This window comes from Microbacterium sp. NPDC055455 (assembly GCF_053619935.1).
On the sequence record NZ_JBSHLB010000001.1, the window covers coordinates 307,927 to 325,382 of the forward strand.

14 protein-coding genes are annotated in these 17,456 nt (G+C 71.4%); 2 read left to right on the forward strand and 12 right to left on the reverse strand.

Annotation, left to right across the window (positions count from 1 at the left end; translation table 11 throughout):
• Positions 1-3: 3 nt before the first annotated feature.
• The 4 genes from ACWGUG_RS01290 to ACWGUG_RS01305 are packed head-to-tail and all read right to left on the reverse strand — an operon-like array spanning position 4 to position 5,431.
• Positions 4-864, reverse strand: coding sequence for an ATP-binding cassette domain-containing protein (locus ACWGUG_RS01290; protein WP_452323581.1), 861 nt, complete (start codon positions 862-864; stop codon positions 4-6).
• Positions 861-2,858 carry a dipeptide/oligopeptide/nickel ABC transporter permease/ATP-binding protein gene (locus ACWGUG_RS01295; protein WP_452323582.1) on the reverse strand — a complete coding sequence of 666 codons (1,998 nt, stop codon included), beginning with the start codon at positions 2,856-2,858 and terminating at the stop codon, positions 861-863. The genes ACWGUG_RS01290 and ACWGUG_RS01295 overlap by 4 nt, the downstream gene beginning before the upstream one ends.
• On the reverse strand, positions 2,855-3,799 hold the full coding sequence (locus ACWGUG_RS01300; protein WP_452324181.1) for an ABC transporter permease: 945 nt from the start codon (positions 3,797-3,799) through the stop codon (positions 2,855-2,857). The genes ACWGUG_RS01295 and ACWGUG_RS01300 overlap by 4 nt, the downstream gene beginning before the upstream one ends.
• Positions 3,800-3,856: 57 nt before the next feature.
• On the reverse strand, positions 3,857-5,431 hold the full coding sequence (locus ACWGUG_RS01305; RefSeq protein WP_194396799.1) for an ABC transporter substrate-binding protein: 1,575 nt from the start codon (positions 5,429-5,431) through the stop codon (positions 3,857-3,859).
• Positions 5,432-5,669: 238 nt separating this feature from the next.
• On the opposite strand from ACWGUG_RS01305, the gene ACWGUG_RS01310 reads away from it, so the two are divergent.
• Both ACWGUG_RS01310 and ACWGUG_RS01315 read left to right on the forward strand, forming a co-directional pair.
• Positions 5,670-6,935 (forward strand): glycoside hydrolase family 1 protein, encoded by a 1,266-nt coding sequence (locus ACWGUG_RS01310; protein ID WP_452323583.1) that lies wholly within the window; start codon positions 5,670-5,672, stop codon positions 6,933-6,935.
• A 112-nt stretch (positions 6,936-7,047) separates the two neighbouring features.
• Positions 7,048-7,812 (forward strand): SDR family NAD(P)-dependent oxidoreductase, encoded by a 765-nt coding sequence (locus ACWGUG_RS01315; protein WP_452323584.1) that lies wholly within the window; start codon positions 7,048-7,050, stop codon positions 7,810-7,812.
• 120 nt (positions 7,813-7,932) lie between these two features.
• Here the strand turns inward: ACWGUG_RS01315 and ACWGUG_RS01320 are convergent, their stop codons facing one another.
• The 8 genes from ACWGUG_RS01320 to ACWGUG_RS01355 form a co-directional block, all read right to left on the reverse strand.
• A complete protein-coding gene (locus ACWGUG_RS01320; protein ID WP_452323585.1) occupies positions 7,933-9,528 on the reverse strand; it encodes a GMC oxidoreductase in 1,596 nt (531 codons plus the stop codon).
• A gap of 17 nt (positions 9,529-9,545) precedes the next feature.
• Entirely contained in the window at positions 9,546-11,039 is a 1,494-nt protein-coding gene (locus ACWGUG_RS01325; protein ID WP_452323586.1) for an MFS transporter, read from the reverse strand.
• Positions 11,040-11,190: 151 nt separating this feature from the next.
• Complete coding sequence (locus ACWGUG_RS01330; RefSeq protein WP_452323587.1) at positions 11,191-12,156, reverse strand: fumarylacetoacetate hydrolase family protein; 966 nt, start codon at positions 12,154-12,156, stop codon at positions 11,191-11,193.
• Entirely contained in the window at positions 12,153-13,157 is a 1,005-nt protein-coding gene (locus ACWGUG_RS01335; RefSeq protein ID WP_452323588.1) for an amidohydrolase family protein, read from the reverse strand. Before ACWGUG_RS01335 ends, ACWGUG_RS01330 begins: the two co-directional genes overlap by 4 nt.
• Positions 13,154-14,290 carry an FAD-dependent monooxygenase gene (locus tag ACWGUG_RS01340; RefSeq protein WP_336394329.1) on the reverse strand — a complete coding sequence of 379 codons (1,137 nt, stop codon included), beginning with the start codon at positions 14,288-14,290 and terminating at the stop codon, positions 13,154-13,156. Before ACWGUG_RS01340 ends, ACWGUG_RS01335 begins: the two co-directional genes overlap by 4 nt.
• 39 nt (positions 14,291-14,329) lie before the next feature.
• On the reverse strand, positions 14,330-15,328 hold the full coding sequence (locus ACWGUG_RS01345) for a cyclase family protein (RefSeq protein WP_452323589.1): 999 nt from the start codon (positions 15,326-15,328) through the stop codon (positions 14,330-14,332).
• The gene (locus ACWGUG_RS01350) at positions 15,325-16,308 is read right to left on the reverse strand and encodes a fumarylacetoacetate hydrolase family protein (protein ID WP_452323590.1); all 984 of its coding nucleotides are present in this window, start codon (positions 16,306-16,308) and stop codon (positions 15,325-15,327) included. The genes ACWGUG_RS01345 and ACWGUG_RS01350 overlap by 4 nt, the downstream gene beginning before the upstream one ends.
• Before the next feature lie 74 nt (positions 16,309-16,382).
• A complete protein-coding gene (locus tag ACWGUG_RS01355) occupies positions 16,383-17,402 on the reverse strand; it encodes a VOC family protein (RefSeq protein ID WP_378878704.1) in 1,020 nt (339 codons plus the stop codon).
• Between the last annotated feature and the right edge of the window lie 54 nt (positions 17,403-17,456).

Here is a 17,456-nt window from a genome sequence, read left to right on the forward strand (position 1 = left end):
CCGTCAGGCAGCGGGGACGGATGCCGCCGCCCTGAGCGCCTGCCATGCTTCGCGTCTGCGGGCCTGCTCGTCGGGATCGGGCACGGGCGACGCCGCCATGAGGACGCGGGTGTAGTGGGCCTGCGGGTTGCGCATCACCTCGGCGGTCTCGCCCTGCTCGACGATCCGGCCGCGGTTCAGCACGACCACCCGCTGGGCGAGGAACTCCACGACGGCCATGTCGTGCGCGATGAACAGGTAGCCGAGATCGGCGCCGGCGCGCAGGTCCGAGAGCAGGTTCAGCACCTGCGCCTGCGTCGACAGGTCGAGCGCGCTGACCGCCTCGTCGCAGACGACGAGGCGCGGGTCGGTGACGAGCGCGCGCGCGATCGCGATGCGCTGGCGCTGACCGCCCGAGAACTGGCGCGGATAGCGATCCTCCGAGCCGGGCGCGAGGCCCACGGATTCGAGCGCCGCCTGCACCCTCCACGTGCGCTCCGCGCGCGGCACGCCCGCGACGCGCAGCGGTTCGCCGAGCGCGTCGCCGATGGGCCTGCGGGGGTTGAGAGACGAGAACGGGTCCTGGAAGACGGCGCGCAGGTCGCCCTGCAGGGTGCGGCGATCCGCGGCGCTCAGCCGGGTGATGTCGCGTCCCTCGAAGATGATCTGCCCGCTCGTGACCGGCACAAGCCCGAGGATGGCGCGCCCGATCGTGGTCTTGCCCGAACCCGACTCGCCGATCAGGCCCAGGGTCTCGCCGCGGCCGATCGTGAACGACACGTCCTCGACGGCGAGCGGCCCCTTCCGCCCGTAGCGGATCGAGAGGTTGCGCACCTCCAGCAGCGGGGCGTCCGGCGAGATCACGACAGGCTGTAGCGCGCTCATAGCTCTCCTCCGACGGCGACCGGACGGCGCCACTCCTCTTGTCTGCCCTCGACCTCGTCGCGGCGGATGCAGCGCACGCCGCCCTCGCCCTCCGCGCGCGGCAGGAGCGGGATCACTGTCTTGCACTCGTCCCGGGCGAACCGGCACCTCGCGGCGAAGCGGCATCCGCTCGTCCACGATCCCGGCAGGGGCACCTGACCGGGGATGGACGCGAGGCGGGTCGTCCCCTCGAAGTCGATGATCGCGTGCGGGTCGGCGGCCAGCAGCGCCATCGTGTACGGGTGCTCGGGGCGCACGAGCACATCGCGCACGGTCCCGGACTCGACGATCTGCCCGGCGTACATCACCGACACGTCGTCGCACAGGTCGGCGACGACGCCGAGGTCGTGCGTCACGAGGATGATCGACATGTCGCGCTCGGCGATCAGCCCGCGCAGCAGTGCGAGGATCTCCGCCTGCACGGTGACGTCGAGCGCGGTGGTCGGCTCGTCGGCGATCAGCAGCTTCGGCGTGCCCGACAGCGCCAGAGCGGTCGCGACGCGCTGGGCCATGCCGCCCGAGATCTGGTGCGGGTAGCTCTTGAGCACGCCGGGCGGGTCGACGATCCCCACGTCTGTCAGCAGCTGCAGCGCGATGCGCTTCGCCTCGCGGCCGCCCACTCCGCGGAGCCGCTTGACGGATGCCGTGAGCTGCCAGCCGACCGTGAACATCGGGTCGAGCGCACGGGTCGGCTCCTGCGAGATGAACGCGATCTCGTGCCCGCGGGTGCGCTGCAGCGTCTTCTCGTCGGCACGGGCCAGGTCGACGCCGTTCCACCGGATGCTGCCGGACCGCACCGACAGCCCCGGGGCGAGCAGCCCGAGCATCGCGTACGACGTGACGCTCTTGCCGCAGCCCGATTCGCCCACGAGGCCCAGCACCCGGCCGGCCCCGACGCGGAGGGAGACACCGGAGACGAGCTCGGGCCCGTCGTCGACGCCGATGACCAGGTTCTGGACGAGCAGCGCGCCGTCCGCATCCGCGGGAACGAGGGATTCGGATGCCGCGACCGGCGCCGGCGCCGCGGCGGGCGTTCCCCCCGCAGCGGCCGGGGCATCCGTCGGCGCCTTCCTGCGCTTCAGTGAGACGAGGGAAGGCGGCATCGCGGAGCCCCCGGCGAGCACATCGGCCAGCGAGTTCGCGGCGATGATCGTGAGCGCGAGCACGCCGCCTGTCGGGATCATCATCCAGGGCTGCTGGAAGATGTATTGCGACGCGGTCTGCACCATGCCGCCCCACGTGGGCTCGGGCGGCTGGGGGCCGAGGCCGATGAAGGCCAGTCCCGCCTGCAGCCCGATCGCCGCGCCGAACAGCAGCACGAACTGGACGATGACCGTGGTCGACATGTTCGGAAGCACGTGGCGCAGGCTCGCCGTCATCGGCCTCACGCCGTCGACGGCGGCAGCCTCGACGTACAGCTGCTGGTGCAGCGACTTCGCCTGACCGAAGAAGACGCGGTAGAGCGCGCCGAACAGCAGCAGCCCGAAGGCGACCATGACCAGCGGCATGTTGGTGCCGACCGCGGCGATGAACGCCAGGATGATCACGGTGCCGGGAAGGGAGAGCACGATCTCGCTGACCCGGTTGACCACGCCCTCGGCGCGCGCGTAGCGCGCCGCCCACAGCGTGATCGGGACGGTGACCAGCACGGCGACGATCGGGGTGATGACCGCGATCAGCAGCGTCGGGGCGGCCGCGGTGACGATGCGGGAGAGCAGGTCGCGGCCGAGTTCGTCCGTGCCGAGGAGGTGCGCCCACGAGGGGCCCTGGAGCACGGCCGAGAGGTCCTGCTCGAGCGGACCGTAGCGCAGCCACAGCGGCGACGTGAGCGAGGCGAGCACGAGTCCCACCAGCCAGATGATCGACAGCACGGCCGCCGGCGAGCGCAGGACGCGACCGCCGAGCCGCCGCTGCGGCTTGCGGATGCGCAGGATCGAGGTGGTGTCGATGGTCATGATGCACGCAGCTTCGGGTCGAGGACGCGGTTGAGGAGTTCGAGGCCGAGGTTCACGACCACGACGACGAGCGTCGCGACCAGCACCAGCGCCTGGACGAAGGGCAGGTCGGCCGAGCCGACCGCCGCCTGCATGGCCTGCCCGATGCCGGGGAGCGCGAAGAGCACCTCGATGATGACCGAGCCGCCGAACAGGATGATGAACTGGATCGCGACGCTCGCCAGGATCGGCAGGCTCGCGCTGCGCAGCGCATGGACGTAGACGATGCGCCACGTGGGCGTGCCGACGGCGCGGAGGGTGCGCATGTGCTCCTGGGTGAGCGCCTCTCCCATGGAGGCCCGGGTCTGCCGCGCGAGGCCGGCCGCGGAGGTGATCGCGATCGTCAGCACCGGCAGCACCAGCGACCTCGCCCACGCCTCGGGGTTCACGGCGAACGGCACGAATCCCGTCGCGGGAAGCAGCCGCATCTGGACGGCGAAGAGGTATACGAGCAGGACGCCCACCCAGAACGCGGGAAGGGAGAGCAGGATGCCGGAGAGCGCGGTGATGCCGCGGTCCACCGCTCCTCCGCGCACGGCGGCCACGACGCCCATCGTGATCCCGAAGAGGGCGCTGACGAGCGTGCCGAGCACGGCGAGGGCGGCGGTGACCGGCAGGCGCTTGGCGATGTCGGGGCCGATCGGGCGCCCGTCGATGAGCGAGACGCCGAGGTCTCCCTGCAGGACCTGTCCCCACCAGCTGAGGTACTGCACGATCCACGGGTCGTACCAGCCGACCTCGATGTTGTAGGCCTCGACCTGCTCCGGGGTGCCCGCCATGCCGAGCGCCACCCCGCCGGGCGTGGACCCGGACAGGTGGACGAGCACGAAGGCGAGCATCGTGGCCACGACGAGGGTGAGGATCGCGAACGCGATCCGCTTGAGCACGAAGGTGAGCATCATCACTCCCTGGTGTGTCCGGTGCGGCGGCGGCGAGGGCCGCCGCCGCACCGGAGCCTGTCAGGACGCCGGCTGGAGCGCCGAGAGGATCGGGAACGAGTCCGTCCCGGGGAAGGTCGGCTCCTCGAGGACCGCCTCGTTGTAGGCCCAGGGAGACAGCTGCTCGAAGAGCGGGAGCAGCCAGCCGGACTCGACGATCGCCGCGTTGAGATCGGTCAGGGCCGCCGCCTGAGCGTCTTCATCACCGGAGCCCGCCGCCGCGCCGTACGCGCCGGCCGCCGCCTGGATCTCGGCGTTCTCGGCGCCGTGGAAGTTCGCGAAGCCGAACAGCACCCCGAACACGTTGCCGGGAGGGTTCGTCCACGTCAGCGCGATCGGGCCGCCCAGGGGCTGCGTCTGCACGGCGGCGAAGATCTCCTCCGTCGACGAGGCGTTCTTCAGCGAGACGTCCACGCCGATCTCGGCCCAGTACGGCTGCAGCGCCTCGAGGTCGCGCTGGCTCTGCTGGCTGATCGTGAAGTCGAACGCGAAGCCGTCGGGGTAGCCCGCCTCCGCCAGGAGCTCCTTGGCCCCCTCGGGGTCGTATGCGTAGTCGTCCTCGAGCTCGGGGATGTAGCCGGGGCTCTCGGCAGGAAGCGCGTTCGCGGTCGGGATGTCACCCGGGTGCACCGCGGCGACGTAGGCCTCGCGGTCGATCGCGATCGACAGGGCCTTCCACACGCGCGGGTCGCCGAACTGCGGCGCGAGGCTGCCGTTCTTGTCGAAGGGCAGCAGGTTCTGCACGACGCCGCCGTTGGCGACGAGTCCGACCCCGGCGGCCTCGACCTGGTCCTGCGTGGCGCTGGTGATGAAGGCCAGGTCGACCTCGCCCGAGATGGCGGCGTTCACGCGCGCCTGCGGGTCGAGGATCGGGCGGAACTCGTACGAGTCGTAGGGGTACGCGTCGACGTCGGGGTGGTCCTCCTTCTTGACCAGCAGGTACGAGTTGCCCTTGATCGTGGCATCGGTGTCGACCTCGAGCGGTCCCGAGCCGTCGGCCGTGGCATCGAGGGTGCTGCGGTCGGCGACGCCGGCGGCGCCCACGATCGCGCCGGCGGGAAGCACGAGGTTGGCCTCGAACCCGGGTTGCGGAGCCGCGAAGGTCAGCGTGACGGTGTCGTCGTCCACGACGGTGACCTCCGAGATCTCCTGCTCGCCGCCCTCCGCGAATCCGCTGTACGCCGACAGGTCGGGGTCACCGCGGAAGTCGAGGTTCTGCTTCACGAGATCGGCCGTCACGGTGGAGCCGTCGGCGAACTCCGCGCTCGTGTCGAGGTCGAGCGTGAGCTGCGTCTGGTCCTCGTTGTACTCGAAGTTCGTCACGAGGTCGGGGACGACCTGCCCTTCTTCGTCGAGGAGGAAGAGGGAGTCGTAGATCCCCTCGAAGAACATGCGCTGGCCACTGCCGTAGCGCAGCGGGTCGTAGCCGAGCGCGGCCTGGTCGGAGTCGAGGCCGATGACGAGGACCGACGTGTCGGCGGGCTCGCCGCTGGTGCCCCCCGAGCCGCCGGGCGCCGTGCAGGCGCTGAGCGCCAGGGCTGAGGCGGCGACGGCCGCAAGGACGGCGGCGCCGCGCGCTGTGGTGATTCGAGACATCCTGATCTCCTGTGATCGTGGTGTGCTGGTGCGGACTTCAGTGGTCGCGGATCGCTGATCGGGAGTCGATCCTTCGGTACAGGTTGACCCGGTGCGGCCGGTTTGGCCATTCGGATCCGGGCTGGGCTGCGTTAGCGAACGCCTAACGCTGCCCCTCTCGAGCGTTGCTTACAGTGAAACAGGTTTTCATACACTGAACGACTGTGCGAGGATGGACGAGAGTCAGAGAGGACCACTCATGCCCGCAGCATCCTTCCCCGCCGACTTCCTCTGGGGAGTCGCCACCGCCGGCCACCAGAACGAAGGCGACAACGTCCACAGCGACACGTGGTTCCTCGAGAACGTCACGCCATCGGTGTTCCAGGACCGGTCGGGCAAGGCGACGAACGGCTGGGAGCTGTGGGAGTCCGACCTGGACCTCGTCGCCGGGATGAACCTCAACGCCTATCGCTTCTCGGTCGAGTGGGCCCGCGTCGAGCCCACCGAGGGCGAGTTCTCCGAAGGGGCGCTGGCGCACTACGAGGCGGTCGTCGACGGATGCCACGCCCGCGGGCTCGCCCCGATCGTCACCTTCAATCACTTCACGTCGCCGCACTGGTTCGCGGCGCGCGGAGCGTGGCTGGACCCCGAGGCGCCCGAGCTGTTCGCCCGCTACTGCGGCAGGGTGATGGAACGCTTCGGCGACCGCATCCGCCTCGCCGTCACCTTCAACGAGCCCGACCTGCCCGAGATGCTCACGTGGGCGGATCTGCCGTCGTTCGTCGCCGACCTCGAGCGCGCCACGCTGGCGGCCGCCTCGGCGGCGGCGGGCGTCGAGCGGTACCGCGCCGGCAACGTCATGCTGCCCGAGGACTTCGCCGCGATGCGGGCGGGGATGACTGCCGGCCACCAGGCGGCGAAGGCCGCGATCAAGGCGCACCGGCCGGAGCTGCCTGTGGGCCTGTCACTCGCGGTCGTCGACGATGTCGCCGCCCCCGGCGGCGAGGAGCTGCGCGACCGCAAGCGCGCCGAGGTCTACGAGCACTGGCTCGCACTCGCCCGGGAGGACGACTTCATCGGAGTGCAGAACTACGAGCGCATCATCTACGGCCCGGACGGTCAGGTGCGTCCGGCAGACGGCGTCGCCGTGAACGGGATGGGGACGGCCGTCGAGCCGGACTCGCTGCGCGGCGCCGTCGAGTACGTGCACTCGGTCGCCCAGGTGCCGGTGCTCGTGAGCGAGCACGGGATCGGGACCGAGGATGACAGCATCCGCGCCGCCTTCATCGAGCCCTCCCTGGATGGCCTCGCGCAGGCGATCGCCGACGGGGTGCCCGTGATCGGCTACTGCCACTGGACGCTGATGGACAACTTCGAGTGGATCTTCGGTTACGGCCCGAAGCTCGGGCTGCACTCCGTCGACCGCGAGACCTTCGAGCGGACCGCCAAGCCGAGCGCGGGCGTCTACGCGGAGCTCGTGCGGGCGGCGCGCGGGCTCTGGTCCTCGGCCCGACACGACGGGTGACCGCGCCGGGCCGCCTTCACCAACGCGCCGCACGGTGGATTCGCGGATTCCGATGCGGGCCATCAGCGGATGCGGGTTCCCGCGCGCCCGGGGCACGGGCTACGGTCGCCCCATGACCAGCTATCCGGGGCTCGAGGGACGCATGGTCGTCGTGACGGGTGCGGGTGGCGGGCAGGGGGCTGCCGAGGCCCGCCTGCTCGCGGCCGCGGGTGCGCGCGTGATCGCGACGGACGTGACGGATGCCACCGCCGAGGCGCCGGGAATCGAGCACCGTCGGCTCGACGTCACGGACGAGGCCGGCTGGGCGGACCTCGCCGCCGAGCTCGCGGAGAGCCTCCGCGGCGAGCCGCTGCGCGGTCTGGTGAACAACGCCGGCATCACGCATCGCGCCCGGCTGGGCGCTGTCGCGCGCGTCGACTGGGACCGCGTGCTCGCGGTCAACCTGACGGGGCCGATGCTCGGCATCCAGGCCCTCGCACCCCTGATGGGCAGCGGGTCGTCGATCGTCAACATCGGATCGTCGGCGGCGCTCAACGCGCACTACCCCGTCGCCTACACGACGTCGAAGTGGGGCCTGCGCGGACTCACCCACGTGGCTGCCACTGAGCTCGGCCCCCGGGGCATCCGGGTCAACGTCGTGCACCCCGGCTTCATCGAGACGCCCATGACGGCGAGCGCCCCCGAGGTCATGCGCGACGCGCAGCTCGCGCTGACGCCGCTCGAGCGGCTGGGCGACGCCGACGAGGTCGCCGAGCTCGTCGCGTTCCTGCTCTCGGACGCCGCGTCGTACCTCACCGGCGCCGAGATCCCGGTCGACGGCGGCGCCACCTCGTCGGCCGGCGCCAAGTTCATGGCCGACCGCATCGGCAGGCCCTGACGGAGCCGCCGCGTCCGGCCCCGTCGCCGAGATCGCATGATCTCGCCGAGATGACACGTCCTGGGCGCCCGCGTCGTGTCATCTCGGCGAGAACGCACGATCTCGACAGCACGATCGGCGTCAGCGGGCGACCTCCTCGACCCGCGTGCCCGACACCTGCTCGACGACCCGGCGCGCGCCGCGCACCGCGATCGCGACGCTCATGAGCGTCGGGTTCATCGTGTTGGCCGTGGGGATGAGGGCGTTCCCGCCGACGACGAGGTTGTCGAACCCCCACACGCGCGACCACGGGTCGGCGACCGACGTGCCGTCGTCGGCCGCGCCCATGCGCATGGTGCCCATGTAGTGCAGGCTCGAGCCGTTCGGGAGGAGCCGAGGCTCGGCGACGAACGCCCCGAGCGCCGCGCCGGCACGCCGTACCCGCTCGTGGGCCTCGTCGAGCTCGGGCTGCTCGGCATCGGTCAGCGCGTACTCGATCGTCATGTTCGGGAAGCCGCGGTAGTCGAGCTCGGCGTCGTCGAAGGTGACCCCGTCCTCGACGCGGGGGTGCTTGCGCACGCCGTAGCCCATGTTCACGTAGCCCCACCGGTTGCCCGCCGCCGGGTGCGACGGGTCGAGCGGGAACGGCGGGCTCTCGGCGTACATCACCTGCAGCGACAAGGGGTGGTCTGGCTCCGAGAACGGGATGCGGTTGACGGCGGCGACCGGGTCGGCCGCGTTCTGCGCGCGGCGCGCCAGCTCGGCCGCGAACGCCTCCTCCGAGATGAGGCCGCTCATGCGCTCCTCGTCCAGGGCGACGGTCGTGATGACGACGTGATGCTCGGTGAGGTAGCGGCCGAGGGCGCGGGGACGGATGCCGCTGGCCCACAGCAGCTGCGGCGAGCGGAACGCGTCGGCGGCCACCACGACGACGTCGGCCGGGAAGAACGACATCTCCTTCGTGCGCAGGTCCTCTATCGTGACGCCGGTCACCTCGCCGCCCTCGTGCTCGATCCGGCGCACGAGCGTCAGGTCGCGCAGCTCGAATCGTGCCGACTCGGGCGTGCCCTCCTCGATGAGCGGGCCGAGGACGGTGTTCGCGCCCGCCCACACCATGGAGCCGTCGGGCTGCGGGTCGCCGGCGACGGGCAGGGTGCCCACGCCGTAGCCCTCCGGCAACTCGGCGCCGAACTCCGCGTCGAGCAGGGAGCGGATGGCAGAGCCGATGGGCGAGTCGGCGAACGCGGCGCTCTGCGCGTGCAGCAGCGCCTCGGCCGCCGTGATCAGCTCCTCCCACTCGCCGTCGTCGATGAAGTCGACCTTCTCGCTGAACGCGGGACGCGGGATGGCGCACGTCCAGTGCGCGCCCTGGCCGCCGACGTTGGTGGCCGCGGCGGCTGCCGGGAAGGTGGGGGCGTGCGCGGAGCCGGGTCCCCCGAAGTCGAGCAGGTGCGTGCCCTGGCGTGCCGTGAACATGCCCTCGACGACCACCCCGGCGGGGATGCCGAGGCTCTCACGGAACGCGCCGGACTGCGGTCCCTGCGACATCTCGCGGGCGCGGGCCTTCTCGTCCGGGTCGGCGATGTTGCGGACGCTCTCGCCGGGCACGGCCGTCAGCTGCGGGCCGGCCTCGAACATGACGACCCGAGCCTCGGGAGAGCCCTCCAGGATCACCCTGGCGTAGGCGGAGCCGATCGGCCCTGAGCCGACGATGGCGACGATGGGGGTGTGAGACATCGGAGTACCTCTTCTGGTCACGCGGTGAGCGGTTCGGAGCTGGGGGCGGGGGCGTGCTCGGACTCGTCCGAGAGCCGCCCGGCGGGAAGCAGGACGGCGGCGACGACGCCGACGGCGTAGGTGGCGGCGAGCGCCGCGAAGACCGGGGCGAAGACGCTGCTGTAGATGGCGGCGACCTCCGTCTGGACGGCGACGGATGCCTCGTGCACGAACTGGGGCGTCAGCGTCGCGGCGTCGAGGGACGACGGCAGGAGCGCCGCGACGCCGAGCCCGATGACACCGCCGACGATCGCCGTCGCGACGGTCGACCCGATCTGCCGCACGAGGTTGACGGCAGCGGTCATGCTGCCGGTGTCGCGGCGCGGCGCGGCGCTCTGCACGACGGCGATGACGAGGCTCATGAACGCCCCGGTGCCGATCCCGACGACGGCCATGACGACCATCGGCACCCACAGGGGCAGCCCCACCGGCAGCAGCGCCATCACGAAGAGTCCCGCTGCGCCGAGCGCGGTGCCCCCGATGCAGTAGACGCGGTAGTGGCCGGTGCGGCTCACCAGCCATCCGGTCGCGAGGTTGGACACCAGCATCCCGAACACCGTCGCGATGGGGACGAGGCCCGACACGGTCGCGCTGGTGCGGTAGGCCATCTGGAAGTAGGTCGGCAGGTACGCCGTGATCGAGAACAGTCCGATGCCGATGATGGCCGACAGCGCCGTCCCGGCCGCGATGGTCCGGTCGGCGAAGAGCCGCAGCGGCACGAGCGGCTCGGGGGCGCGCAGCTCGATGAGGAAGAACGCCGCGAAGGCCATGGCGGCGATGACGAACGAGACGACGGATGCCGCGGCCCGCGCGGGATCGCCGACCCAGGTGACGGCGAGCACGAGTGCGACCATGGCGACCGCGAACGAGAGCGCGCCGGCGATGTCGAAGCGCCGCCGACCGAAGCCGGGGAGGCGCGGGACGGCGATGAGCGCGAGGAGGAGCGCCGCGACCCCGAACGGGATGTTGATCCAGAACACCCAGGGCCAGCCCCAGTAGTCGGTGATCAGGCCGCCGAGCACGGGGCCGACGAGGATCGCGACGGGGAAGGCGGCGCCGATGATCGCCAGGTACCGGGGTCGCTCGCGCGGCGTGGTGACCCGGGCGACGATCGTCTGCGACATGAGGTGCAGCCCCGCCGAGCTCATGCCCTGCACCACGCGCGCGGCGATCAGCTGGGGCATGTCCTGCGCGAAGCCGCACGCCAGCGATGCGACGAGGAAGAGCACGAGCGACACGAGGAACACGCCCCGCGGGCCTGCCGCGTCGCCGAGCTTGCCGAGGATCGGCAGCAGCACGGTGCTGGCGAGGGTGTAGCCGACGACGATCCAGCCCATCTGGGCGAGGGCGCCGAGGTCACCGGCGACGGTCGCGAGGGACGTCGCGACGATGGTGTGGTCGAGCGCTCCGAGGATCGCGACCGTCAGCAGCGAGACGATCAGGAGGCGGATCCGCCAGGGTGACATGCTCATACGCGTTGTGGCCCGTACGACCGGGCGATCGACGCGACGGGATGTGCCCCTGCGCGCCTTCGCGGCAGGGGACGGGCCGGCAGCGGCCCCGACGTCACCGTCGATTCTAACCATTCTTTAGCAAGAAATCAACATAAGTGCCCCGACCGCGTCAGCCCCGTCGACGCGCACGGGGGCGCGGGCGCGCTGCAGCCGGCTCGGGGGCGGGGACGGCCTCCCCCACGAGACCGACGAGCTCGCCGATCCCCTCCACCGTCATGCGCACCTCGTCGCCCTCACCGAGCGGCGGGGGGACGAGGCCGCCGTTGCGGCCCCACAGCTCGCCGAGGCATCCGCCGTTGCCGACCGTGCCGCTGCCGAGCACGTCACCCGCCACGACGCGGGAGTTGCGCGATGCGTAGGCGACCAGCTCGGGGAAGGGCCAGCCCATGTTCGAGACGAGGTCCTCGCCGATCAGCTCGCCGTTGACGCGCACCTCGGCGCGCACTGCGAGGAACCCGTCGGCGTCGAGGAACGGCTCCAGCTCGTCGGCCGTGACGATCCACGGGCCGAGGCTCGTGCCGAAGTCCTTGCCCTTGGCCGGCCCGAGCCGCACCTTCATCTCACGGCCCTGCAGGTCGCGCGCCGACCAGTCGTTCATGATCGTGTAGCCGAAGATGCGGGATGCCGCGGCCTCCGGCTCGAGGTTCGCACCGGGCTCTCCCCCCACGACGACGGCGAGCTCCAGCTCGAAGTCGAGCCGCTCGGTGACGGGCGGCCGGAGCGTGTCGCCGGGGCCGAGGATCGTGTGCGGGTTGGTGAAGTAGAACGTCGGAGCCTCGTACCACTCCGGCGCGACGAAGCTCTTGCCCTCCACGCCGGCGCTCACGCCCTCGACGTGCTCCTCGAACGCCACGAAGTCGCGGACGGATGCCGGGACCAGCGGCGCCAGCAGGCGCACGTCGGCCAGCGCCGTGCCGCCGGACCGGTCGATCCGCGCGAACGCGGCGCGCGCGGCATCCAGCCCTCCCGCCAGGATCCCCGCGACGGTCTCGCCGTCGGGGAACGGCATGACGCGGTCGCCGACGACGAACCCCTCGCCGACGGCGCCGCCGGACTCCCAGCGCGCGATCCTCATGCGCGCACCCGCGTCTGGAGGAGCGCCTCGGCGTTGCTCGAGAGGATGCGCTCGGTCAGCTCCGGCGGCAGGTCCGCGCCGCGCACGAACGACACCGGGTCGTCCAGGCCCATGTCGAACGGGAAGTCGCTGCCCAGCAGCACCCGCGAGCCGCCCGCCACCTCGACCAGGTGCCGCAGCGCGACCGGGTCGTGCACGACGGTGTCGAACCACAGCTTCTTGAGGTAGCTCGAGGGCGCGTGCGCGCAGCGGCGCGCCTCGGGGCGGACGCGCCACGCGCGGTCGGAGCGACCGATCGCGAACGGAAGGTATCCCCCGCCGTGGGCGGCCACGATCTTCAGGTCAGGGTGACGATCCAGCACCCCCGCGAAGATGAGGTGCGACAGCGCGACCGCGTTCTCGGTCGGCTGCCCCACGGTGTTGGACAGGTAGAACCGGTCCAGGCGCTCGTCGAGGCTGCAGCCGAACGGGTGCAGGAACACGACGCAGCCGAGCTCGGCAGCGCGCGCCCAGAACGGCTCGAGACGCTCGTCCGACAGCTCGACGTCGCCGGCGAACGACGAGATCTCCACGCCCGCGAGGCCCCGGCCGAGCACGGCGTCGTCGAGGTACTCCACGATCCGCTCCGGGTGCTGCAGCGGCACCACGCCCAACCCGGTGAGGCGGTCGGGCGCACGGGAGACGTGCTCGGCGATGAGCCGGTTGGTCTCCCCCGCCACCCACACCGCGAGGCCCTCGGGCGCCCACGGATAGAAGTGGTTGGGCGAGACGCTCACCCACTGCCGGTCGACGCCCTGCGCGTCCATCGCCGCGAGCCGGGCGCCGACGTCGGTGAGCTTCGGGATGCGTGCCCCGACCATGGCGCCGGAGGCCTGGAGGCTCTCGACGCCGTTGCGGCGCCGCTCCAGCTCCGCCGCCTCGGCGACGAGCTCGGGCGCACGGCGCACCACCTCGTCGTGCAGGGCGGGCAGGAGGAGGTGCGCGTGGACGTCGGTGGTCATGCCGGCTGCGCCGTCATCTGTGCGATGCCGAACATGAGACCACCGGCGTCGGCGTCGCGGACGCCGTCGAGCTGCCATTGGCCGAGTTGCACGGATGCCTCGACCACGGCCTTCGCCCGCGGCAGGCGTCGCGCGTGGAACTCGTCCCACAGCTGCTGGTCGACGGCGTCGCGCTGCACCAGCAGCTCGGTGAGGACGAGCGCGTCCTCCAGGCCCTGGGCGGCGCCCTGCGCGATCGTCGGGGGGCACGAGTGCGCGGCGTCGCCGATGATGACGACGCGGCCGCGGTTCCACGGCTCCTCGACGATGTGCTGGGTGAACCAGGTGTAATTCGCGTGCGCACCGTTCTCGAGGTCGGCGCGGATCGCGTTCCAGGGCCCGTCGTAGGCGCGGGACTCCTCGAGCATGATGCGGCTGGCCTCCTCGTCGGAGAGGCCGAAGCGGTCCTGGGCCTTCTCGACCAGGAACGCGTACATGCTGTCGTCGCCCGTGGGCGTGTAGCCGGCGATGTACATCGGTCCGCCGTAGTAGAGCTCCGTGCTCTCCACCTCCGCCGGACGCGACACGAAGGCCCGCCAGATCCCCATGCCCGTCGGCTCGGGCTTGGTCTCGATGCCGATGAGTCCGCGCACCTTCGAGTTCAGTCCGTCTGCACCGATGAGCAGGTCGAACTCTCCGACCGACTCGCCGGCGACGAACACCTCGACGGCGCCGTCCGCGCGCGCGTCGAGACCGCTGATGTCCGCACCGAAGTGCAAGCGTGCGCCGGCCCTCTGCGCGTGCTCGGACAGGATCCGCGCCAGGTCCGCCCGCGGTATCCCCATGCTCGACGGGTAGTCGGGTCCGCCGGTCTTGAGGTCCGGCAGCGCCGCGACGACCGGGGCGCCGGGACCGGGGGCGCGCAGGTTGAGCCCCTCGAAGGCGAAGCCGGCGGCGTTGATGTCGTCCCACGCGCCGAGGGCATCGAACACCCGCAGCGCGTTGCCCTGCAGCGAGATGCCCGAGCCGAGCGCGGTGAGCTCGGGCTTGGCCTCGAAGACGTCGACGTCGACGCCGGCCTTCGCGAGCTGGATGGCGGCGGCGAGTCCCGCGACGCCGCTTCCGGCGATGGCGACCTTGCGGACTGCGGTCATGTCAGAACCTCCCTGTTCTGGATGGTGCGGATGAAGTGGCTAGAGGATGGCGATCGGGTTGATCGGAGACCCGACGGCCCCGGTGATGGGCAGCGGCGCCGCCGAGAGCAGGAAGTCGTAGCGCCCGCCGCGCGCACAGGCGTCGGCGAGGGCGTCGAGGTTCCACATCTCTCCGATGGTCAGCCCCATGTTGGGGATCACCACCTGGTGCAGCGGCTGGAAGGCGGGTGCGTCGAACTCGTTCGGGCGCACCTCGAACCCCCAGGTGTCGGTGGCGATCGCCGCGATCTCGGTGCGGTGCAGCCACCCGGCCGTGGTGAGCGAGAGGCCCGGCGCCGGTCCGCCGGCGTAGTCGCCCCACCCGTCGCGGCGTGTGCGCGCGTACTGGCCGGTGCGCACGAGCACGATGTCCCCGCGGCCGACGCGGCTGGACTCCCCCTGCGCCGCGATGGTCGCCTCGAGGTCGGCGACGGTGATGGCGTACCCGTCGGCGAGCTCGCCGGTCGCGGGCGAGAGGTGGCGGCCGACGTCGAGCAGCACGCCACGGGACACGATGACGGATGCCGCGTGCTCGATGCCCGTGACGAGGTCGCCGTCGCTGGTGACGACGTCGCCCGCCCGCCGGCCGTTCCACGCGTTGCCGTGGTCGAAGATGTGCCCGAGCCCGTCCCACTGCGTCGAGCACTGCAGCGGCATCGCGATGACGTCGTCCGCGCCGCCGATGCCGTGCGGGAATCCCTGGTTGCCACGCTCGGCGTCCGTGCCGGTGTCCGTCATGGTGTGCACCGGGTTGGTGCGCCGGCGCCAGCCCTTCTGCGGGCCGTTGGTGTCGAACGCCTGGGCCAGCGAGATCGCCTCGCCGCTGCGCACGAGCGCGGCGGCCTCTGTCCGCTTGGCCTCGTCGATGAAGTTCAGGGTGCCCAGCACATCGTCCTGGCCCCAGCGGCCCCAATTGCGGAACGCCTCGGCGCGCGCGGCGATCTCGCCCTCGGGGTCCTGCCGGTCGAGGTCTGCGGGGTTCTCGCTCGGACCGGTCATGCCGCCGGCCCCTCTGCGAGGCAGCGGACCACCTGCGTGCCGAGGCCCGCGATGGAGCCCGTCATGACGTCGCCGTCCCGCAGGAACCGCTTCCAGTGCTGGCCGTTGCCTGCGGGGCTTCCCGTGAGCAGGAGGTCGCCCGGCAGGAGCGGAAGGGTCTGGGATGCCGCGGCGACGAGCGTCTTGACATCGAAGACCAGCTCGGCGGTCGTGGCATCCTGCATCACATCGCCGTTGAGCTCCAGCTTCACCGACAGGTCGCTCGGGTCGACGAAGGTCGACGGCACGAGGAAGGGCCCGGCGGGGAGGAAACCCGGAGCGTTCTTGGAGCGGTACCAGTCGGCGCCGATGTCGCCCACATCGGGCGGGAAGACGCGATCACGGGTCGTGATGTCGTTGACGATGGTGTAGCCGGCGACATGGTCCAGTGCGTGCTCGGGGTCGACGCGGAAGGCCTCGCGGCCGATCACGACGGCCAGCTCGAGCTCCCAGTCATGGGTCTCGCTGTAGTCCGGCAGCACGAGCGGCACGTCGTCGCCGACGACGCACTGGGGCAGTCCCAGGAAGATGAAAGGGCGCCCGCTCGCGGCACGGGCGTCCATGATGCTCTCCGCCTTGGCCCGCACCTCGTCCGGCGACAGCCGCGCCTCGCCACCCTTGGTGAGACCGGCCATGATCAGCTGCACGACGTGCGTGCGGTAGTTGGCGCCCGCCTGCAGCACCTGCCGCGGCTCGACCGGAGCCGTGAGCACGACGTCTGTCAGCGGCATCCATCCCTCGCTCTCCGCGTCGGCGAGCAGGCGCAGGCGGTCCCATTCGGGCTGTGCGAGGAAGGCGTTGAGGTCGGCGGCGCCGAGCTCGTCGGCCGAGACCGCGCGGATGCGGTCGCCGGCGACGAGGCCCAGACGCACGGAATCGCCGTCGCGGTAGCGCGCGAGGGCGAAGGGGGCGGTGAGTCCTGCTGTCGACGTCGTCGTCATCGTGTCTCCATGTCCGTGGTTCGGAACGTGGTGCGAGGGCGGGGGCGCTGTCGGCACCCCCACCCCCGAGCCTGTCAGCCCTGGCCGTGCTTGGCGTAGGGGTTGAAGAGCGCCGCCTTGATCTCGTCCGGCACGCCCTCCTCGGTCGCCGACGGTCCGTCGGCGGGCGGGAACGACTCCGTCATCGACATCGGCATGACGCTGTTGCGGTAGAAGTTGTTCGACCCCTGGGACGGCTTCCAGGTGTTCGCCTCCCAGTCCGGCACGTAGTTGCGGTACCCGCCGGTGTTGAGCTCGATGCGCAGCGACGACGGCTCGCGGTAGTAGAGGAAGTTCTGCTCGCCGATGCCGTGGATCGACGGGCCGTACTCGATCGGGTAGCCGTTCTCGCCGAGGACGTCCGCCGCGATGAGCAGCTCCTCGCGCGTGTCGACCCAGAAGGCGTAGTGGTTCACGCGGCCGGCGCGGCTGGAGCCGTCGAGGACGACGCCGAGGTCGTGCGACTTCTCGTTCGTGGTGAGGACCGAGAAGACCGAGATGGGCGCCTCGTCGAGCACCGTGCGCGCCATGAAGCGGAAGCCGAGCACGTCGACGTACCACTGGACGAAGCCGTCCACGTCGCTCGTGGCGATCGTGACGTGGTCGAGCTGACGCGGGGCGCCCGCGACCTTGCTGCGACGCGACGGGCGGTCGGGGTAGATCGACGCGGCGTCGCCCTCGGTGTCGTGGTGGCGGGTGACGTCCCAGTGCAGCGTGAGGGTGTGGCCCCACGGGCCGGTGAAGCGGTAGGCGCGGCCGATCTTGTGCACGTCGACCCACTCGCCCTGGACACCGGCGGCCTCGACGCGCTTGGCGGCCTCCTCGAGCGCCTCCTCGCTGGAGGTGCGCCACGCGGCGGTCACGAGCGAGGGCTCGTCGCCCGGCACGACGACCACGCTGTAGGCGTAGTAGTCGCCCCAGCAGCGGAGGTAGACGGCGCCGTCGACGCGGTCGACGACGGTCAGGCCGACCTGGTTGACGTAGAAGTCGACGGATGCCTCGACATCCGGCGACGTGATCTCCACATAGGAGAGGTGGGACAGGAGCTTGATCATCATCGACCCTTTCGGAAGAGCTGGCGGGTGATCCCGCATCCCACTTTCGTCGGA

What these genes read in the sequence shown, in the direction of transcription:
- ACWGUG_RS01325 (WP_452323586.1), bottom strand. Translation starts at nt 11,039, where the DNA reads ATGAGCATGTCACCCTGGCGGATCCGCCTCCTGATCGTCTCGCTGCTG.
- ACWGUG_RS01315 (WP_452323584.1), top strand. Translation starts at nt 7,048, where the DNA reads ATGACCAGCTATCCGGGGCTCGAGGGACGCATGGTCGTCGTGACGGGT.
- ACWGUG_RS01305 (WP_194396799.1), bottom strand. Translation starts at nt 5,431, where the DNA reads ATGTCTCGAATCACCACAGCGCGCGGCGCCGCCGTCCTTGCGGCCGTC.
- ACWGUG_RS01320 (WP_452323585.1), bottom strand. Translation starts at nt 9,528, where the DNA reads ATGTCTCACACCCCCATCGTCGCCATCGTCGGCTCAGGGCCGATCGGC.
- ACWGUG_RS01340 (WP_336394329.1), bottom strand. Translation starts at nt 14,290, where the DNA reads ATGACCGCAGTCCGCAAGGTCGCCATCGCCGGAAGCGGCGTCGCGGGA.
- ACWGUG_RS01335 (WP_452323588.1), bottom strand. Translation starts at nt 13,157, where the DNA reads ATGACCACCGACGTCCACGCGCACCTCCTCCTGCCCGCCCTGCACGAC.
- ACWGUG_RS01355 (WP_378878704.1), bottom strand. Translation starts at nt 17,402, where the DNA reads ATGATCAAGCTCCTGTCCCACCTCTCCTATGTGGAGATCACGTCGCCG.
- ACWGUG_RS01295 (WP_452323582.1), bottom strand. Translation starts at nt 2,858, where the DNA reads ATGACCATCGACACCACCTCGATCCTGCGCATCCGCAAGCCGCAGCGG.
- ACWGUG_RS01350 (WP_452323590.1), bottom strand. Translation starts at nt 16,308, where the DNA reads ATGACGACGACGTCGACAGCAGGACTCACCGCCCCCTTCGCCCTCGCG.
- ACWGUG_RS01345 (WP_452323589.1), bottom strand. Translation starts at nt 15,328, where the DNA reads ATGACCGGTCCGAGCGAGAACCCCGCAGACCTCGACCGGCAGGACCCC.
- ACWGUG_RS01290 (WP_452323581.1), bottom strand. Translation starts at nt 864, where the DNA reads ATGAGCGCGCTACAGCCTGTCGTGATCTCGCCGGACGCCCCGCTGCTG.
- ACWGUG_RS01310 (WP_452323583.1), top strand. Translation starts at nt 5,670, where the DNA reads ATGCCCGCAGCATCCTTCCCCGCCGACTTCCTCTGGGGAGTCGCCACC.
- ACWGUG_RS01300 (WP_452324181.1), bottom strand. Translation starts at nt 3,799, where the DNA reads ATGATGCTCACCTTCGTGCTCAAGCGGATCGCGTTCGCGATCCTCACC.
- ACWGUG_RS01330 (WP_452323587.1), bottom strand. Translation starts at nt 12,156, where the DNA reads ATGAGGATCGCGCGCTGGGAGTCCGGCGGCGCCGTCGGCGAGGGGTTC.